Source organism: Rhizobium sp. R635, assembly GCF_002211285.1.
Lineage (GTDB): Bacteria > Pseudomonadota > Alphaproteobacteria > Rhizobiales > Rhizobiaceae > Rhizobium.
In genome coordinates this window covers 17,241-35,371 of record NZ_LOKX01000014.1, presented here as the reverse complement: position 1 = coordinate 35,371, position 18,131 = coordinate 17,241, and the positions used below count along the sequence as shown (strand labels likewise).

Annotated in this window: 16 protein-coding genes and 1 tRNA gene; 10 read left to right on the top strand and 7 right to left on the bottom strand. The window is 62.0% G+C overall.

Annotated elements, in window-relative coordinates; all coding sequences use genetic code 11:
* Positions 1–43: 43 nt before the first annotated feature.
* Complete coding sequence (locus ATY78_RS13590) at positions 44–334, top strand: hypothetical protein (protein WP_088682863.1); 291 nt, start codon at positions 44–46, stop codon at positions 332–334.
* Between the two features lie 22 nt (positions 335–356).
* Here the strand turns inward: ATY78_RS13590 and ATY78_RS13585 are convergent, their stop codons facing one another.
* Complete coding sequence (locus ATY78_RS13585; protein ID WP_088682862.1) at positions 357–2,105, bottom strand: cation:proton antiporter; 1,749 nt, start codon at positions 2,103–2,105, stop codon at positions 357–359.
* 215 nt (positions 2,106–2,320) lie between these two features.
* Here ATY78_RS13585 and ATY78_RS13580 point away from each other — a divergent pair, with 215 nt between their 5' ends.
* Both ATY78_RS13580 and ATY78_RS13575 read left to right on the top strand, forming a co-directional pair.
* Positions 2,321–2,605 (top strand): hypothetical protein, encoded by a 285-nt coding sequence (locus ATY78_RS13580; RefSeq protein WP_088682861.1) that lies wholly within the window; start codon positions 2,321–2,323, stop codon positions 2,603–2,605.
* A gap of 166 nt (positions 2,606–2,771) precedes the next feature.
* Positions 2,772–3,059 (top strand): hypothetical protein, encoded by a 288-nt coding sequence (locus ATY78_RS13575; RefSeq protein ID WP_088682860.1) that lies wholly within the window; start codon positions 2,772–2,774, stop codon positions 3,057–3,059.
* A gap of 168 nt (positions 3,060–3,227) precedes the next feature.
* Here ATY78_RS13575 and ATY78_RS13570 read toward each other — a convergent pair.
* Together ATY78_RS13570 and ATY78_RS13565 are read right to left on the bottom strand one after the other, a co-directional pair.
* Positions 3,228–3,312: transfer RNA gene (locus ATY78_RS13570), tRNA-Leu, on the bottom strand.
* 119 nt (positions 3,313–3,431) lie between these two features.
* Entirely contained in the window at positions 3,432–4,727 is a 1,296-nt protein-coding gene (locus ATY78_RS13565) for an MFS transporter (protein WP_088682859.1), read from the bottom strand.
* A gap of 128 nt (positions 4,728–4,855) precedes the next feature.
* On the opposite strand from ATY78_RS13565, the gene ATY78_RS13560 reads away from it, so the two are divergent.
* Complete coding sequence (locus tag ATY78_RS13560; RefSeq protein ID WP_088682922.1) at positions 4,856–5,434, top strand: TetR/AcrR family transcriptional regulator; 579 nt, start codon at positions 4,856–4,858, stop codon at positions 5,432–5,434.
* Positions 5,435–5,518: 84 nt separating this feature from the next.
* On the opposite strand, the gene ATY78_RS13555 is transcribed toward ATY78_RS13560, so the two are convergent.
* The gene (locus ATY78_RS13555; RefSeq protein ID WP_088682858.1) at positions 5,519–6,499 is read right to left on the bottom strand and encodes an aldo/keto reductase; all 981 of its coding nucleotides are present in this window, start codon (positions 6,497–6,499) and stop codon (positions 5,519–5,521) included.
* 218 nt (positions 6,500–6,717) lie between these two features.
* Between ATY78_RS13555 and ATY78_RS13550 the strand changes: the two genes are divergently transcribed.
* On the top strand, positions 6,718–8,367 hold the full coding sequence (locus ATY78_RS13550; protein ID WP_088682857.1) for an AMP-binding protein: 1,650 nt from the start codon (positions 6,718–6,720) through the stop codon (positions 8,365–8,367).
* Here the strand turns inward: ATY78_RS13550 and ATY78_RS13545 are convergent.
* From ATY78_RS13545 to secA, 3 genes are all read right to left on the bottom strand, one after another.
* Complete coding sequence (locus tag ATY78_RS13545; protein WP_088682856.1) at positions 8,342–9,619, bottom strand: GNAT family N-acetyltransferase; 1,278 nt, start codon at positions 9,617–9,619, stop codon at positions 8,342–8,344. The genes ATY78_RS13550 and ATY78_RS13545 overlap by 26 nt on opposite strands.
* Positions 9,620–11,035 (bottom strand): lipopolysaccharide biosynthesis protein, encoded by a 1,416-nt coding sequence (locus ATY78_RS13540; protein ID WP_088682921.1) that lies wholly within the window; start codon positions 11,033–11,035, stop codon positions 9,620–9,622.
* 178 nt (positions 11,036–11,213) lie between these two features.
* Positions 11,214–13,928, bottom strand: a complete 2,715-nt coding sequence (gene secA / locus ATY78_RS13535; RefSeq protein WP_088682855.1) for a preprotein translocase subunit SecA — start codon at positions 13,926–13,928, stop codon at positions 11,214–11,216.
* Between the two features lie 247 nt (positions 13,929–14,175).
* On the opposite strand from secA, the gene ATY78_RS13530 reads away from it, so the two are divergent.
* From ATY78_RS13530 to ATY78_RS13510, 5 genes are all read left to right on the top strand, one after another.
* Positions 14,176–15,057: a peptidylprolyl isomerase gene (locus tag ATY78_RS13530; protein ID WP_088682854.1), complete on the top strand. Its 882-nt coding sequence runs from the start codon at positions 14,176–14,178 to the stop codon at positions 15,055–15,057.
* A gap of 115 nt (positions 15,058–15,172) precedes the next feature.
* A complete protein-coding gene (gene argJ, locus ATY78_RS13525; protein WP_088682853.1) occupies positions 15,173–16,414 on the top strand; it encodes a bifunctional glutamate N-acetyltransferase/amino-acid acetyltransferase ArgJ in 1,242 nt (413 codons plus the stop codon).
* A complete protein-coding gene (locus ATY78_RS13520; RefSeq protein ID WP_088682852.1) occupies positions 16,395–17,201 on the top strand; it encodes a GNAT family N-acetyltransferase in 807 nt (268 codons plus the stop codon). The genes argJ and ATY78_RS13520 overlap by 20 nt, the downstream gene beginning before the upstream one ends.
* The gene (mutT, locus tag ATY78_RS13515; protein ID WP_003590017.1) at positions 17,198–17,626 is read left to right on the top strand and encodes an 8-oxo-dGTP diphosphatase MutT; all 429 of its coding nucleotides are present in this window, start codon (positions 17,198–17,200) and stop codon (positions 17,624–17,626) included. Before ATY78_RS13520 ends, mutT begins: the two co-directional genes overlap by 4 nt.
* A gap of 126 nt (positions 17,627–17,752) precedes the next feature.
* Entirely contained in the window at positions 17,753–18,070 is a 318-nt protein-coding gene (locus ATY78_RS13510) for a hypothetical protein (protein WP_088682851.1), read from the top strand.
* Positions 18,071–18,131 lie beyond the last annotated feature (61 nt).

Below are 18,131 nucleotides of genomic sequence, written 5' to 3'. Positions count from 1 at the left end.
TTGTGAGGCAGGTTGTTTTTGTCGGCATGCAGGGTGGCGCGAGATGATATTCAAAGTGATCGAGGGTGGCCGTGGGCAGGCCGCGCGGGCGGATGTGTATCATGAGGCGGATTGCGGACCGAGCCGGGACGACGTGCGCCGGGAAGCGGCGCGGCGGCTCGACGAAAGCGGCTATCATATATCCCGCGTCCGGGAATTTGCGACCGGCGCGCCGATGCCGACAGCACTCAGATATTTGTCGCTGCAGATCGATTTCGTCGCCGAGGCGCTGTCGCGGCTCGATCCGATCCCTTTGGATTTTCGCTCCGACGCTTACTGGCCTGCCTTCTCCTGAGGTCGTCACGGAAGATCGCGTTTCAGGACAGATCCATCGATTTTTCCCATTGCTGGCGCAGGACGTTCATTTCCGTGCGTTTCTGCGCCATTTCGCTGACGACGGCGCGCAGATTGGGATGGTGTGACATGAACATGTTGAAGTCGCGCCGATCGAGCACCTCGAACTGGCAGAAATCGACGGCGATGACGTCGGCCGTGCGCCGTCCGCCGCTCAGCAGCGCCATCTCCCCGAAAAAGGCGCCGGGCTCCAGGCGGATCGCGCCGCTGGCGAGCCGCACCTCCACGGCGCCTGAGGAGATGAAATACATGCTGTCGCCACGATCGCCGCGGCGAATGACACGTTCGCCGGGAGGGGCTGATTTCGCCTTGAAGAGCAGCAGCAGCTCCTCCTGCGCGTCCTCGCCGACCTGGGAGAATAGCGGAAAGGTTTCGATCAGCTGCTGCATCTTCAACTGGTGCTGGCGCTCGCGCTCCTCGCCGAGTGCCCTAATCTTTTCCAGTTCCCTGCCGAGCGTCTTTTGCCTCTTCCTGCCGTAGCTCTCGAAGAGGGCGGGCCATTTCGAATGGATATGTTTCTTCAGGCCGTCCGTCGCGAAGATTACGATCGGGTTGAGTGTGATCGACAGGATCGCGGCGGCAAGGATCAGATCCTGGCCCTCATGCGGCAGGAGCCCGAGCGAGACGCCGAGTCCGGCGAGAATGAAGGAAAACTCGCCGATCTGGGCAAGGCCGCCGGCCAGCGTCAGCCCCATGCCGATCGGATAGCGCAGCAGCAGGACGATCGCGAAGGTGATGATGGCTTTGCCGAGGATGACGAGCGCCAGCGCGCCGATCACGGCAAGCGGTTGGCGCACCAGGATCGAGGGGTCGAAGAGCATGCCGACGGAAACGAAGAACAGCACGGAGAAGGCGTTCTGCAGCGGCAGTGAATCGGCGGCCGCCCTGTGGCTGAGCTGGGATTCGCTCATGACGACGCCGGCGAAGAACGCGCCGAGCGCGAAGGAGACGCCGAAGATCGCCGCCGAGCCGAAGGCGATGCCGAGTGCGATCGCCAGCACCGTCAGGGTAAAGAGTTCGCGCGAGCCGGTGCGGGCGATCATCGTCAGCAGCCAGGGCACGATGCGGGGGCCGAGGAAGATCGCCATGGCGGCGAAGGCGGTCACCTTCATGAGCGTCAGGGCGATCGTCAGCGCCAGCGGCAGCTCGCCGAGACCGTGATTTGTCGCTTCGACCGCGTGGCCACCGAGGAGCTCGGCGAGCGCCGGCAGCATCACCAGCGCCAGCACCATCACCAGATCCTCGACGATCAGCCAGCCGACGGCGACGCGCCCGCTCGGCGCGTTGACGAGATTGCGCTCCTCCAGCGCCTTCAGGAGAACGACGGTACTCGCCACCGACAGGCTGAGGCCCAGCACGAGGCCGGCGCCGAGGCTCCAGCCCCAGAGTTTGCAGAGACCGATGCCCAGCAGGGTGGCGAGGATGATGCGTCCGATCGCGCCGGGCACGGCAATCCCGCGCACGGCGAGCAGATCGGAGGCTGAAAAATGCAGGCCGACGCCGAACATCAGCAGGATGACGCCCATTTCGGCAAGCTGGCTGGCAAGGGCGGTATCGGCGACGAAACCAGGCGTGAACGGCCCCATCAGGATGCCGGCCATCAGATAACCGACGAGCGGCGGCAGCCGGAGCCGGTCGGCGCCGTAACCGAGGATCGCCGCGAAAACGAAACTGACGGCGACCGTTGCGATGAGCCCTACTTCCTGATGCACGTCTGTTTCTTCCTCGTGATAACGGTCGCCACTCTGTACGAAGTGCACGTAAAATTAAACAGCTGATTCGCGTGATATGGCGTCTGTTCAGCGCCTAAATTAATCTGACGGAATCGGCCATTTCCTCTCCGTTCACGTGTAATCCGACGGTCGCCGCCGTTGGAACCACTTATGGCCTGTCTCGTTGCTCTTTCATCAGGAGAAGGAGAAACGACATGCGAAAGATCATCCTGAACTGTACTGTGACGGCTCTTGCCGTCTGCTCGTTTGCCGCGCCTGTTCTTGCCGACAGCATCTATGTCAGGGAGCGTTCCTATGACGATGGCTACCGCCATGAGCGGGTGCGACCGGGCGTCACCATCAGCGAACGCGGCATCACTTTCGGCGCGGTGCGCGAACGCGATCACCGCCGCTATCGCGACGACGGCTGCGAAACCAGGAGCGTCACCCGCCAGACCGAGGATGGCGAAGTCACCAGGACGGTCAGGCGCTGCTACTGAGGGAGAGATACCCGATAAAGACGAAGCCCGGTTCCACGAGCCGGGTTTTCGTCTTTCATCGCATAGATATCGCAATGCGGTGGTGGAAGTCGCCAGTCGGTGTTATGAGCACGCCTTCGGTCGAGGCGCGACCCCGCGCCAGGGCCTCCGCACAGGATTTTTCAGTATGATTGAGCTTACCCCGTCCCAGATCGCTGCACTCAAACTCGCCAGGGATGGAGATCTTTATCCTCAGCCGGCCAATAAATGGACGCATCAGAACGCGACCGTGACCTACGCAAAAAACGACCGTTGGAAAGAGCGGCCCCAGAAAATCAAATCGGTCACGGCGAAGACGCTGGGTGAGTTGAAGGAGCCAGGTTTCCTCGAGCGACGGCACATGGACGACGACGCATCAAAGGACGTCTACGGCATTACCATGGCCGGCAAGATGTGGCTGTTGAAGAACAAGTAGTTTCGGTCGGATTCGAATTCGTTGCATGCTGCCGTGTTAGCGCTTTGAAGCAAAGGGCTACGCGGCGGCATTCGAGATGATGGTGTTGCTAACCGCAGGACTATCGAACCAGTCCGCCTCCGCTTGGCTGCTCTTCGGCTCGCCGAGCCGAAGTCACAGAGCGTAGGCTGGTGCCCCATGCCGGGGTCGAACCAGCACTTCTTTCGAAACTCGATTTTGAGTCGAGCGCGTCTACCAATTCCGCCAATGGGGCAACGGATACGGGCGGCTGTCTAACATGCGAGCGGGCGCAGATGCAAGACGGGCAAGCCAAGTTATCAGACTGATCCGGTAGCGAGATCCGGCTCGTTTCGAGGCCGGATTCCCTTGATATCAATGGGCGGCGGCAGGGACAGGGTTGGTCAGGCCGGACTTCTTCAGCGTGATCGCCAGGATCGAGGCCAGCAGGCAGAAGGCGCCGGCGACGATGAAGGCAGGAAGGTAGCTCGAAAGCTCGGTGCGCGAGAGGCCGGCGCCATAGGCGGCGGTGGCGGCTCCCAGCTGATGGCCGGCGAAGACCCAGCCGAAGACGAGACCGGCCTTTTCGCGGCCGAAGCGGTCGGCGGCTATCTTGACGGTCGGCGGCACGGTGGCAATCCAGTCGAGGCCGTAGAAGATCGCAAAGATGGAAAGGCCGTAGAAGCTGAAATCGCTGAAGGGCAGATAGAGCAGCGACAGGCCGCGCAGGCCGTAATACCAGAACAGCAGCCAGCGATTGTCGAACCGGTCGGACAGCCAGCCGGAGCCGATCGTGCCGAAGAAATCGAAGATGCCCATGACGGCAAGCACGCTGGCGGCGGCCACGGGGACGATGCCGAAATCGCCGCAGAGGGTGACGAAATGCGTCTGGATCAGGCCGTTGGTGCTGAGGCCGCAGATGAAGAAGGTGGCGAACAGAATCCAGAAGGTCGAGGTCTTCGAGATTTCCTTCAGGGTAGTGATCGGCGTCATCAGTGCCGCGCCAAGCGTGGTGCTGGCCGGCGCGGGCGCGACATGGGTTTCTCCAAGCGACGGCAGGTTCACGTCCGAGGGGCGGTCACGCATCAAGAGAAGGACGAAAAGGGCCGCAACCATGATCATGGCGCAGACGAAGAATACGGTGGCGCGCCAGCCATAGCGTTCGGTGAGTTCGGCCATCAGCGGCAGGAAGACGAGCTGGCCGGTTGCCGAGCTAGCCGAAAGCATGCCGACGACGAGGCCGCGATGCTTGACGAACCAGCGCGTGGAAACCGTTGCCGCCAGCACCATGGCGGTCAGGCCGGTGCCGAAGCCGACGACGACGCCCCACAGCGCCAGCAGATGCCAGAGCTTGGTCATGAACAGCGAGCCGATGAAGCCTGCGCCGATCAGGGCGAGCGCGAAGACGATGACCTTGCGGACGCCGAAATAATTCATGAAGGCGGCGGCAAACGGTCCCATGAAACCGAAAAGGATCAGGCGGATCGCGAGTGCCGAGGAAATCTGCGACGTTTCCCAGCCGAACTCGTCCTGCAGCGGCTTGATGAGAACGCCGGGGGCGCCCATGGCGCCTGCTGTTACCAGCATGGTGAGGAAGGTCGCGGCGACGACGACCCAGCCGTAGTGGATGTTGCGCCGGGCAAGGGTGGAGGCAAGGGCTGCGGAAACCATGGGCACGATTCCGTTCGAATTGAGCTTCGGAAAGATACAGGAGCGATTTACATGATGGTCATCATATTTCTTGCTTATTGATGATGGACGTCATATATTTTGTCAAGCGCCTATTTCTGGAGACGAAGATGCGGGTCAGCCGCGAAAAATTTGCCGAAAACCGCGAGAGGATCTTGAGCGTTGCCGGTGTGCTGTTCCGCGAGAACGGTTTCGACGGCGTCGGCGTCGCCGACATCATGAAGGCGGCGGGGCTGACCCATGGCGGCTTCTACGGTCATTTCAGTTCGAAGGACGATCTGGCGCTCGAGGTCAGCCGCAAGCTGATCGACAAGGTCGAGACGCGGTGGAAGGAACATATAGCCGAGTCTCCGGACCGGCCGCTTGAAGCGCTTCTAGACCATTATATCCACTGGCGCACGGTCGACGATCCCGGCGGCAGCTGCGTTTTCGCGACGCTGATCCAGGAGGTAAGCCGCAGCCGCGGCGCCGTCCGAGAGGTCTTCAGCGATGGATTGTCGGTGCTGGTCGATACACTCGCCGATATCGTTCCCGGCGAGAGCGAGGAGGAACGCCGCGCCAATGCCGCCACGACGCTTTCGTCGATGATGGGCGCCGTCATTCTTGCCCGCGCGGTCGAGGACAGGGCGCTTGCGGAGCATTTTCTAGTGACGATGCGGCGGCAGCTCGATCCCGGTAGCCGGAGATAATCTCAGTTGGGGCATGGTTTCGGCTTCCTCTCCGTGTGGGCGGAGAGGAGTTTTATTTTGTACAAGGCCGGAAGCGTCCGGTGACTATTTGAAGCCGGCCACAGCATGCGGGATGTAGGGTGCTTCCAGTGCCGCGACTTCCTCGGCTGTCAGTTTGACCGAGAGCGAGGCAACGGCGTCCGCTAGATGGCCTGGCTTGGACGCGCCGATGATCGGGGCGGTCACGGCGCTCTTCTGCAGGATCCAGGCGGTCGCGACCTGGGCGCGGGAGATGCCGCGGGCTTTTGCGATTTCGGCCACTGCCTTGACGATCCGGCGGTCGGCATCGATGGATTGCGTATAGAGCGTCTTGCCGAATTCGTCGGTTTCGCTGCGTGCCGTCGCCTCGTCCCAGTCGCGGGTGAGCCGGCCTCGGGCGAGCGGGCTCCAGGGAATGACGGCGATCTTCTGATCCTCGCAGAGCGGCAGCATTTCGCGCTCTTCCTCACGGTAGAGCAGGTTCAGATGGTCCTGCATGCTGACGAATTCGGTCCAGCCGTTCAGCCGGGAGACGTAAAGCGCCTTGGCGAATTGCCACGCATACATGGAGGAGGCGCCGATATAGCGCGCCTTTCCTGATTTGACGACATCGTGGAGTGCTTCCAGCGTTTCCTCGATCGGCGTCGTGTAGTCGAAACGGTGGATCTGGTAGAGGTCGACGTAATCGGTGCCGAGGCGGCGCAGGCTGTTGTCGATCTCATCGAAGATCGCCTTGCGCGACAGGCCGGCGCCGTTCGGGCCAGGCCGCATGCGGTTGAACACCTTGGTCGCCAGCACGATGTCCTCGCGCTTGGCGAAATCCCGGATGGCGCGGCCGACGATCTCTTCGGATGAGCCGTTGGAATAGGTGTTGGCGGTGTCGAGAAAATTGATGCCGAGATCGATCGCCTGCCGGATCATCGCCCGGCTTTCCTCTTCCGGCAGGCTCCAGGCATGGTTGCCGCGGCCGGGATCGCCGAAGGTCATGCAGCCCAGGCAGATTTTCGAGACTTCGAGACCGGTCTTCCCAAATTTTGCATATTCCATGAAACGACTCCGTGGTGAATTCGATGGCCCCCCGGCGGCTTTCCCTGATCTAGCGCGAAAGGGCGAAAGTCGCAGAGGCGCCGAAAGAAGAATCTATGCTGCATGTGCGTAATGAAAGCGCTATTTGAAGCCGCGCCTATCCCTGCCGTTTCCGGCTTCGGCTTGCGCATCCGCGCCGCAAGGTGTTAGCTGGTGCAGCATTTCACCGGAATTCGACCATGCAACTGCCGTCTCACGATCGTTATGACGATCTCTATCGCGATTTCTCCTGGCGGATTCCCGAGGATTTCAATATCGGCCGCGCGGTCAGCGACGATTGGGCCGCCAGAGATCCGGAGCGCGTCTGCCTTGAGCATTTCGACCCTGACGGTGAGCATCTTTCGCTGACTTACGGCGAGCTTTCCGGTTGCTCCTCCATGTTCGCCAATGCGCTGGCTTCGCTCGGCATCCAGCGAGGCGATCGCGTCGCCCTGCTGATGCCTCAGTCCTTCGAAACCGTCGTCGCTCATGTCGCGATTTACAAAATGGGTGCAATCGCCTTGCCGCTGGCGCTGCTCTTCGGCATCGATGCGCTCGAATATAGGCTGAGGACTTCGGGTGCGGCGGCAATCATCACCAATGATTTCGGCCTCGATCGTATCCGGCAAATTCGCGATCGGCTGCCGGAGCTCAAACATGTGATCAGCCTCGATAGTGCTTCCGACGCTCTTTCCTTTGCCGATCTGATCGTGTCGTACGAGCCTTCCTTCAAAGGAGAGAAGACCACTCCCGACGACCCGGCGCTAATGATCTTTACGTCAGGCACGACGGGCCCGCCCAAGGGCGCGCTGCACGGCCACCGCGTTCTGCCCGGCCATATCCCCGGCATGCAGTTCGCCCATGAGGGGTTTCCGAAAGTGGGCGACAAGGTCTGGACGCCGTCCGACTGGGCCTGGGCGGGCGGTTTGCTGAATGCGCTGCTGCCAAGCCTTCTTCTCGGGATTCCGGTCGTCTCTTCGCCGGCGCAGAAATTCGATCCCCATATGGCCTATCGGATCATGGCGGAGATGGATGTGCGCAACGCCTTCATTCCGCCGACGGCGCTCAGGCTGATGCGGTCCGTCTCCGATCCGCGCTCGAAATACGATCTGGTGCTGCGCACCATCGGCTCGGCCGGCGAAGCGCTCGGCCGCGAGACTTATGAATGGGCGCGGCGCGAACTCGGCATTACGGTCAATGAATTCTACGGCCAGACGGAGTGCAATTTCGTGCTGTCGTCGAGTGCTGCCCATGGCGTGACCAAGGCCGGCGCCATCGGCCGGGCGGTGCCGGGACATCGCGTGGCGATCGTCAACGACACGGGCGACGAGCTGCCGCCCGGTGAGCCGGGCCAGATCGCCATCGCCAGTCCCGATCCCGTCATGTTCCTCGGCTATTGGAACGATCAGGCGGCGACCGAGAAGAAATTCGTCAAGGGCTGGCTGCTCACCGGCGATATCGGCCGGCAGGACGAAGACGGTTACGTTACCTTCGAGGGCCGCGACGACGACGTCATCACCTCGTCCGGATATCGTATCGGCCCGGCCGAAATCGAAGACTGCCTGATCGGCCATCCCGCCGTGCAGCTTGCCGCTGCCGTCGGCAAGCCCGATGCGGTGCGCACCGAGATCGTCAAGGCCTATATCGTGCTGTCGGCGGGCCATTCGCCAAGCGAGGCGCTGGCCGCCGATATCAGGGAATGGGTGAAGATGCGGCTTTCGATGCACGAATATCCGCGCGAGGTGGAATTCATCGACGCCTTGCCGCTGACGACGACCGGCAAGGTGATCCGCCGGCTGCTGCGCGAAAGGGCTGCCGCCGAGATCAACTCCGGCCGGCGAGCGACATGATCTTCTCGCGCAGCATCTTCGCCATGTTGCGGGTGCTGCGGTACATATGAAGCTGGGCGGCGACCTGGCGCATGTCGCGGTCGCCGTTCTGCGTCAGCCCGATCACCAAGGTTCCCATCTCCTCGCGCTCCTGCCAGAAGCGGCTCATGATCGGATGGTCGGAGACGGCGCAGGAATCCGAGCGCACGATATTGGCGTCGTCGAGATGCCATTCGGTGAGTTCGCTCATCAGGAGCTTGCCGGGCGAATAGCGGGCGTAATTCTCGTCATAGGCGGTCTTCCAGGTGTAGGCCTCGCCACCCATCATCAGCACGACGATGGCGGCGATCGCCTTGCCGTTGAGGTCGATCGTGTGAATGCGCACGGCGTCGACGGCGGCAAGGTTCGATACGGCCTCGCGGGCGAAGGCGGTGTGATAACGATCAGTGACGAGGGCGCTCCGGCGCTTGCCTTTCCAGCCGCCGGCCTCCATCGCCAGGAATTCCTCGAAGCGGACATGGACTTCGCGTGGCTGGCGGGCAACGGCGTAGACGGCGGTTCCCTGTTCCTCCAGCAGGCGCCACTGACGCCGCATCTCGCGCATATGCGAAGAAGAGATGGTCTTGCCGAGATAGACAGGCGCCTCCTCCTCGCTCTGCAGCATCGGGCGCAGAAAGGGATTGGTCACGGTGAGCGGCAGGTTGCGGCTGAGCGCCACGGCCTTGAGCATGCGCACGAAAATACCGTTCAGCCGCAGATCCGGCAGAACCAGCGTTGTCGGCAGGTTGAGGTCGGGAGCTGTCAGTCCCTCGAAGAAATTGTCGAGGGTTTCGGCGGCATCCTCGCTGTCGACGAGGGGTGTTCCGAGCGGGCCGAAGCTGTTCGACCAGCCGCGGATGATCGAGGGGCCGACGGCAAAGCCGGGCTTATCGACCGAAAACGGCAGGAGGAAGCGCATGCGGCTGCGGCCGGCGCTGTGATCGCGGATGAGGGCGAAATTCACCTGCCGGTCTTCGAGCCGCGGCATGGCGGGAGCGAGGAAACGGCCGGAGAAGAAGACGTTCGGCTCCATCGCCCGGTTGGAGAGGAAGTCGAGTTCTTCCTGCAGCTCGTAGCCGAGCTTGCCGGGATAGAGGCAGAGCTCGCGCCCCGGCCGGCCGATTTCGGCGCGGGCCTCGGCCTGCGGCGCTTCGAAATGCAGCGAGGCGAGATCATGCACCATCCGGTTGGTGATTCTGTCGGTGCTTTCGGTGACGGGGGGCAGGCGCACCATCTATCGAACTCTCATTTCTGGCGTTGCGGCGGAGGGGCTGGCGAAGGCGAAGAGGATGATGCCGAGCGCGCGGCGCACGGCGACATGCAGGAGGATCGCCTCGACCGCCATGGCCGAGGCGGTGGCGATGGCGGTGCCTTCGATGCCGTAGTGGGGGATCAAAGCGAGGTTGAGGCCGACATTGGCGGCCAATGCGCCGGCATAGAGCGCCACGCAGAGGTTCTGTTTGCCCGCCATCATCAGCAGCGTTTCGGCCGGGCCGACCAGCGACTTGGCGAGGATGCCGGCAAGCAGGATCGCCATGACGAGATAACCCGACGTAAAGGCGCCGCCGAAGAGCGACAGCAGCAGATGGCCGGCCGCGAGCACCACGAGGCCGACGCCGAGTGCGGGCCAGAAGGTCCAGCGGGCGGCGTCCGTGGCGGCGACTGCCAGCTGCGCATGGTCGCCTTCGGCGATGATCGAGGAGAAACGCGGGCCGGAGGCCGCCTTGACGGAGAAATTGATGAAATGCACCAGAGCCATCGTCTTGGCGGCGGCGAAATAGATGGCGACGTCATGCGGCTCGAGGAAAATGCCGACGACGACGACGTCCGAATTGGTGAGCAGGAAGCTGACGCCTTCGATCAGGAAGATCGGGAAGGCGACGCTGAACCATGTGAGGAAATCGACCTTGCGCGGGCCTGCGTCATAGTGCCGGCGAAGGCGGTAGAGCGTCGCGCCATACTGGCCGAGCGCGGTGACGAAAGTGGCGGCGAGCGCTGCCTGCATGGCGGTGACGGCGGTATGCTCGGCACCCGTCGCAATCGCGACCAGCATGAAGGCGATGATGAGGATCGGGCGGATGATATAGACCGGGCCCAGCGCCATCACCGGCCAGTGGTTCGCCCGCGACGTGCCTTCCAGAATGTCGCCGAGCGCGATCATCGGCATGGCGAGCAGGCCGAGGAAGATCGGGACGAGGTAATAGATCTCGATCATGTCGCCGAAGAAGTGCAGCCCGAGCATGCCGGCGGCGAGCACCATGGTTCCGGAAAGCAGCGCGAAGATGCGCGCCGTGCCGGTGAGGCCGCGGATTTCATCGAAGGCGCCCGCCGCCTTGTATTGCGGCAGGAAGCGGATGATGGCGGTGTGGAAGCCGAGGCAGGAGAGATCGCCGAAGACGACGACCAGCACCCAGACGAAGACGAAGATGCCGTATTCATATTCGCCCATCAGCCGGGCGAGCACGATCTGCGAGATGAAGGCGAGTGCGGCGCTGAGGATGCGGATCGAAAAGGCCGTCAGCGCCATGCGCTGAGCCGCCGCCTTCTCGCCGCGTTCGGTGAGCACGGCGGCAAACATGCGCAGCGTACGGCCGCCGATCGGGCGCAGGCCCGCGGGCAGCATCTTCTCCGCTGTTTCTATGACCGCCATGATGAACACGCAAAACTCTGAGGTCAGGCAAATCGTCCGGGAAGTCTTGACAGAACAGGGTTAAGAAACGGTTCCGGATCAGCCTGTCGTCCAACGCTGAATTGCCTGGTTTCCAGTGCTGCCGCAGAAAAGAAAATGCCGCCCGAAGGCGGCATTTTCCAGTTTCTCGCGATTTGCCTCAGACCTGCTCGAAGGCCCCGTGGCAATGCTTGTATTTCTTGCCGGAACCGCAAGGGCACGTCTCGTTGCGGCCTACCTTGCCCCAGGTGGCGGGGTCGTCCGGATTGCGGTTCTCGGGCGCCACGATGACCTCGGAGGCCTGATAGATCGGGGCGAAATCGTCCTCGCCGGTCGTCGGATCCAGGTGGTGGGCCTGCATCACAGGCGGTTCGGGCTCGGCAGGCGCCTGCTGCACCAGTTCGACGCGCATCAGCTGGGCGGTGACGGCTTCGCGCAGATTGTTGAGCAGCGCGGTGAAGAGTTCGAAGGCTTCCGACTTGTATTCCTGCAGCGGGTCACGCTGGGCATAGCCGCGGAAGCCGATGACGGAGCGCAGATGGTCGAGATTGACGATGTGCTCGCGCCAGAGGTGGTCGAGCGTTTGCATGACGATCGAGCGTTCGACATAATGCATGATGTCGTCGCCGAAACGCTCGGCCTTCTCCGTGAAGGCGGCGTTGGTGGCTTCCGTCAGGCGCTCGCGAATATCGTCTTCGCCGATGCCTTCCTCCTTCACCCAGTCCTCGATCGGCAGATCGAGGTTCAGGATGTTGGTGACACCGGTCTTCAGGCCGGCGGCATCCCACTGTTCGGCATAGGCGCGCTCGGGAATATGCTTTTCGACCAGATCCTCGATCACTTCGCGGCGCATGTCCGAGACGGTTTCGGAAATATTGGTCGATTCCATCAGTTCGAGGCGCTGCTCGAAGATCACCTTGCGCTGATCGTTGAGAACGTCGTCATACTTCAGAAGATTCTTGCGGATGTCGAAGTTGCGGGCTTCGACCTTCTTCTGCGCGCGCTCGAGGGCCTTGTTGATCCAGGGATGGACGATCGCCTCGCCTTCCTTGAGGCCGAGCTTGGTCAGCATGCTGTCCATGCGGTCGGAGCCGAAGATGCGCATCAGGTCGTCCTGAAGCGAAAGGTAGAATTTCGAGCGGCCGGGGTCGCCCTGACGGCCGGAGCGGCCGCGCAGCTGATTGTCGATACGGCGGCTTTCGTGGCGTTCGGTGGCGATGACGTAGAGACCGCCGGCAGCGAGCGCCTTTTCCTTGAGGCTTTTGATTTCTTCGACGATCGCCTGGATCTTCGCGTCGCGCTCCGGACCCGCTTCGACTTCGCCGAGTTCGCGCTCGATGCGCATATCGAGGTTGCCGCCGAGCTGAATGTCGGTGCCGCGGCCGGCCATGTTGGTGGCGATCGTCACGGCGCCCGGCACGCCCGCCTGGGCGACGATATAGGCTTCCTGCTCATGGTAGCGGGCGTTCAGGACCTGGAAGTCGTCGAAGCCCTGCTTGCGCAGGCGATCGGCGAGCAGTTCCGACTTCTCGATCGAGGTCGTGCCGACGAGTACCGGCTGGCCGCGCTTATGGGCGTCGAGGATCTCCTCGATGATCGCCTTGAACTTCTCGTCGAAGGTCCGGTAGACCTCGTCGTCCTCGTCGATGCGCTTGATCGGCAGGTTGGTCGGAACCTCGACGACGTCGAGATTGTAGATGTTGGCGAACTCTTCCGCTTCCGTCTGCGCCGTACCGGTCATGCCGGCGAGCTTGCCGTACATGCGGAAGTAATTCTGGAACGTGATCGAGGCAAGCGTCTGGTTTTCCGGCTGGATCTGCACCTTTTCCTTGGCTTCGAGCGCCTGGTGCTGACCTTCCGAATAACGCCGGCCCGGCATCATGCGGCCGGTGAATTCGTCGATGATGACGACCTCGTCGTTGCGGACGATGTAGTCCTTGTCGCGCTGGAAGAGCTTGTGCGCCTTCAGCGCGTTGTTGACGTGGTGGACGATTGCGACGTTTTCGATGTCGTAGAGCGCGTTGCCCTTCAGCAGGCCGGCCTGGCGGAGCAAGTTTTCCAGCTTCTCGGTGCCTTCTTCGGAGAAGTTGGCGGAACGCTGCTTCTCGTCGATCTCGTAATCGCCGGGCACGAGCAACGGAATGAACGCGTCGATCGTATTGTAGAGTTCGGAGCGGTCGTCGAGCGGGCCGGAGATGATCAGCGGCGTGCGCGCTTCGTCGACGAGGATCGAGTCCACTTCGTCGACGATCGCGAAATTGTGGCCGCGCTGGACCATCTGGTTCTTCTCGTACTTCATGTTATCGCGCAGATAATCGAAGCCGAGCTCGTTGTTGGTGGCGTAGGTGATGTCGCAGGCATAGGCCGCGCGGCGCTCCTCGTCGGACAGGCCGTGGATGATCACGCCGGTGGTCATGCCGAGGAAGCCGTAGACGCGGCCCATGGTCGCGGCGTCGCGCTGGGCGAGGTAATCGTTGACGGTAACGACATGCACGCCATTGCCGGAAAGCGCGTTCAGATAGACCGGAAGGGTGGCGACCAGGGTCTTGCCTTCGCCGGTCTTCATCTCGGCGATCGCATTCGAATGCAGGATCATGCCGCCGATCAGCTGTACGTCAAAAGGTCGCAGGCCGAGAACGCGGCGCGAGGCCTCGCGCACCACGGCGAAGGCGGGAACCAGGATGTCGTCGAGCGTCTTGCCCTCGGCGAGAAGCGCGCGGAATTCCGCCGTCTTTGCCGCGAGCTGCTCGTCCGTCAGCGCCTTGGTCTTCTCTTCGATGGAGTTGATGGCAGTGACGTTCGGCTGGAACGACCGCACGCGGCGATCATTGGACGATCCAAATAACTTGCGGGCTATACCGCCAAAGCTGACCATGTGACTGGCCCTTTCTCAATATTCATCCCCGGCGTTTCTTGTTGGCGGCCCAGCCGAAAATCAGGCGCGCAGCTTGAAACGCCCGGAAACTGTTCTGGACGCGAGGTTGCGTGACAGATAAGAGGGGGGTCGAATGATGTCAACGGATTTGGCGGATACAGAAAGGCCACAATCCGGTGTTGATGGCTATTTTGAGCTGGATTCAGGGGATGCTGAAACCGGCGATGGAACTGTGAAGGGTTATTTGATGTTAAGCACCAATAAATTCGCCGTTTTGGCCTTTGCGACTTTTGTTGCGCTTCAGGCTCCGGCCTATGCCGACGACGCCGTCATTGCCAAGGTCGGCAATCTGGAGATCCACCAGTCGGAACTCGATCTCGCCGTCGCCAATCTCGATCCGCAGCTGGCGCAGCTCCCCGACGACCAGAAGAAGGTCGCAGCCCTTTCGGCCGCCATCGACGTGAAGCTGCTCGCCGCCGACGCCATCACCGAGAAGCTCGACCAGACCGACGAATTCAAGAAGCGTATGCAGTATCTCTCCGATCGCGAGCTGCACAACGCCTATTTCAAGAAGCATGTCGTCGACACCGTGACGCCTGAAGAAGTCAAGGCGCGCTACGACAAGGAAGTCGCGGCCCTGCCGAAGCAGGAGGAAGTCCACGCCCGCCATATCCTCGTCAAGACCGAGGATGAGGCCAAGGAGATCATCAAGCAGCTCGACGCCGGCAAGGATTTCGCCGAACTCGCCAAGGAAAAGTCCACCGATCCGAACAAGTCGGAAGGCGGCGATCTCGGCTATTTCACGCGCGGCCGAATGGTCAAGGAATTCGAGGACGCGGCCTTCGCATTGGAAAAGGGCACCTATTCCAAGACGCCCGTGAAGACCGATTTCGGCTATCACGTCATCAAGGTCGAGGATAAGCGCGACGCCGCGCCGCCGCCGTTCGAGCAGGTGCAGGATCAGGTTCGTCAGCTCGTCATGCGCGACAAGTATCTTGCGCTTCTCGCCCAGGCGAAGTCGTCCGCCGAGATCGAGATCTCCGACGAGACGCTGCGCAAGGGCTACGACGAAGCCAACAAGCAGCCGGAGCCGGGCAGCGAGCCCGCCGCGCCGGCGCCGAAGCAGTAATATTCGCATCAGGGCCCGGTTCTTCCGGGCCCTTCACTATCATCGTGTTGTCGCATTTCCGGAGGCCGAACGGTTTTCCTTTTGCCCGGAAATGCTCATTGGCAGGTGTCGCATCATGTCCGGTTCCGTCTCTCCGCTCGCCCCCAAATCTTTCGTCCAGATGCCTTCGCTGCGCGGCGTGCGTATGGCGACGGCTTCCGCCGGCATCAAATACAAGAACCGTACCGACGTGCTGATGATGGTCTTCGACAAGCCGGCATCGGTCGCAGGTGTCTTTACCCGTTCCAAGTGCCCTTCGGCACCGGTCGATTTCTGCCGCGCGAACCTGCCGCACGGCAGCGCCCGCGCCGTCGTCGTCAATTCCGGAAACGCCAATGCCTTCACCGGCCTGAAGGGCCGCCAGGCGACCGAGCTGACGGCGAAGTCGGCTGCATCAGCCGTCGGCTGCGGCGAAAACGAGGTTTACCTGGCTTCGACAGGCGTCATCGGCGAACCGCTCGATGCCACCAAATTCTCAGGCGTCCTGGACAAGATGCAGGCCGAGGCGACCGGCGACTTCTGGTTCGAGGCCGCCAAGGCGATCATGACGACCGACACCTATCCGAAGGTTTCGACCCGCAGTGCCGAAATCGGCGGCGTTGCCGTGACGATCAACGGCATTGCCAAGGGCGCCGGCATGATCGCGCCCGATATGGCGACTATGCTCTCCTTCGTCGTCACCGATGCCGATATCGCTCCATCAGCCTTGCAGGCGCTTCTGTCCGACGGCGTCGGCCCGACCTTCAATTCCATGACCGTCGACAGCGACACCTCCACCTCCGATACGCTGATGCTGTTTGCGACGGGTGCGGCGGCCGAGGACGGTCAGGCCCGCGTCGAACGCGCCGACGATCCGCGTCTTGCCGCTTTCCGCGCCGCGCTCAACGAAGTGCTGAAGGATCTTTCGCTGCAGGTGGTGCGTGACGGCGAGGGTGCGACCAAGATGCTCGAAATCACCGTGACGGGCGCCGAAAGCGATGCCGCCGCCAAGCGTATCGCGCTGTCGATCGCCAATTCGCCGCTGGTCAAGACGGCGGCTGCCGGCGAAGATGCCAATTGGGGCCGCATCGTCATGGCCGTTGGAAAGTCCGGCGAGATGGCCGACCGCGACCGGCTCGCCATCTGGTTCGGCGACGTCAGGGTCGCCGTCAACGGCGAGCGCGATCCCGATTATTCCGAGCAGGCGGCCTCCGACGTCATGAAGGCGCAGGATATCCCCGTCAAAGTCGATATCGGCCTCGGCGCTGGGTCGGCAACCGTCTGGACCTGCGACCTCACCAAGGAATATGTTGCGATCAATGGCGACTATCGGAGCTGATCGTTCATTGGCGCAGATATCCATTTCCCAACAGAATCTGCCGCTGGTCCGCAGGCTGGAGGCCGTCGGCTTTCGCGCCTGGCCGGCGGCATCCGTGCAATATGACGGCAGCTGGCAGGTGCGGCTGACGGCGGGCCATCCGTCCAATCGGCTGAATTCCATCGTGCCGCTCGATCCCTCGGATCATCGCGACGTCGAAATCCGCCTGGAAAAGGCAAGCCGGAAGTTCGAGGCCTATGGCCGTCCCGCCGTGGTTCGCCAGACGCCGCTTGCCTCGCCGGTGCTGATCGAGCTCCTGCGCGCCCAGAAGTGGACGCAGTTCGACGAGACCGTGGTAATGACCTGCGACCTTGCCGAGGCGGAACTGCCGGATACGCTCGATCACCTGCCGACCCATGATATCGGCCGCTTCGTCGACGCAAACCTTGCCGTTGATGGGGCGCCGTCGACGCTGAAGCCGGCGCTTGCCGAAATCATTTCGGCGATCAAGCCGCCGTCGGGTCTGTTCATGATCGAGAATGCGGTCGAAGGTCCGCTCGCGACCGTGCTTTGCGTCCAGGATAACGATCTTGCCGGCATCATGTCGCTTTCGGTCTCCGAGGCGCGGCGGCGGGAGGGACTCGGCACCGAGATTCTGGTCTCGGCGTTGCGCTGGGCGCGCATGCGCAGCGCCCGCTCGGCCTGGCTGCAGGTGAAGCTTTCCAACCGTCCGGCCATCGCACTCTACGAGCGCCTCGGCTTCCGCGACGCCTATCATTATTGCTATTGGCAGCAGGAGCCGCGATGAGCGAGCCTCTCATACAGTGCAATGGCCGGAAGATATTGCTGGTCGCCGCCTGCGCGCTGATCGATGCCGATGGGCGTATCCTGTTGGCACAGCGCCCCGAGGGAAAGTCGCTTGCCGGGCTCTGGGAATTTCCCGGCGGCAAGGTGGAGCCCGGCGAGACGCCCGAGGAAACGCTGGTGCGCGAGCTCGAAGAGGAGCTCGGCATCAAGACCAAGATCGCCTGCCTCGCACCGCTCACTTTCGCCAGCCATTCCTACGAGACATTCCACCTTCTGATGCCGCTTTATATCTGCCGGCGCTACGAGGGCATCCCGCAGGGCCGCGAGGGGCAGGCGCTGAAATGGGTGCGGCCGCAGGCGCTGCGCGACTACCCGATGCCGCCGGCCGACGAGCCGCTCATCCCGATGCTGCAGGATCTACTTTAGCATTAGCTTATTATTATTGTGCCACGTCGTTTTCGGCTGTGGATATTAATGGATCGTTTAACACCTTCTGCCAAAGATCGGCCTCAATCAAGCATCTGGCGTGCGTGTATTAAAAGGCTTGACGTCATGGACGATGATTTCTGGAAAGCTGTCCGGGAAAAGGAACGGGCTTCGTCTGCCTCGCGCAGGACGGGTGCGCTCAATATCGCCCTTCTGTTCGGTACGGCGGTGGTCGCGCTGACACTCATCCTGACGCCGATGCTTGCGGATTCCTCGAAGAAAAGTGTCTTCGCCAGCGCGCCGGTTGATTTTGATACGATCACGACCGGATCGATCCCGAAGGACGAAGGCGGCAAGCGTTATACGATCCGCCGCAGCGTCCTCCAGGATACGCCGGGTTCGGTCTGCGTCGTCCAGGGATACGGCGTCGGCGCCGGTTGCTGAATATGCCGGCCATCATTCGATGGCCGTGGAATTGATGGTTGCAGTCGGTTCGCGCAGAGGG